This window comes from Streptomyces sp. SID13726, from assembly GCF_010548375.1.
Classification (GTDB): Bacteria; Actinomycetota; Actinomycetes; order Streptomycetales; family Streptomycetaceae; genus Streptomyces.
The window spans coordinates 1-538 of the sequence record NZ_JAAGLY010000242.1 but is presented as its reverse complement, the minus strand read 5'-3'; the positions used below and the strand labels follow the sequence as shown (position 1 = coordinate 538).

Below are 538 nucleotides of genomic sequence, written 5' to 3'. Positions count from 1 at the left end.
GTTGACGTACTTGACGGTGACCTTCGGGTGCTTCGCGGTGAACGCCTCGGCGATCTTCTGGAAGCTGGCCTTCTCGGCGTCGTTCGAGGTGTCCCACCACGTGACCGTGCCGGAAAGCTCGCCGCCTGCCTTGGTCTCGCCGGCCGCGCCCTTGTCGTCCCCACCGCAAGCCGTCGCCGCGAGCGCCAGGGTCGCGACCAGCGCGGTGGCCGCTATGCCACGCCGCATATGAACTCCTTCGATGATCCCGGCCGCGTCCTCGCGGTCCCGAGTTGCCAGGAACGTAACAAGCCCGCAAGAAGTCCGAAAGAGCTTGCGGAAATTTTCTGCAAGACGAGCTGATCGTTACATCCGTGTGTCCTGACGGTTGCCGCCGCTTGCTGGTTGTTCGAACTTCCTTCGGGGCATCAGGCCCGCAACCAGGGGGCATGTGCGCGCGTTGACCCCTATATGACCCATGAGCTGACCGCCTCCCGGCTTGCAAGCGCTTCCAGCAAGGTCACCGCAAGCGGCGGCTGGTGGCGCGATGCCGTCATCT

1 pseudogene is annotated in these 538 nt (G+C 64.5%); it reads right to left on the bottom strand.

Going from position 1 to position 538, the window contains the following annotated elements:
• Positions 1-228, bottom strand: a pseudogene (locus G3I78_RS47410) (sugar ABC transporter substrate-binding protein); the annotation flags it as partial.
• Positions 229-538: the final 310 nt, after the last annotated feature.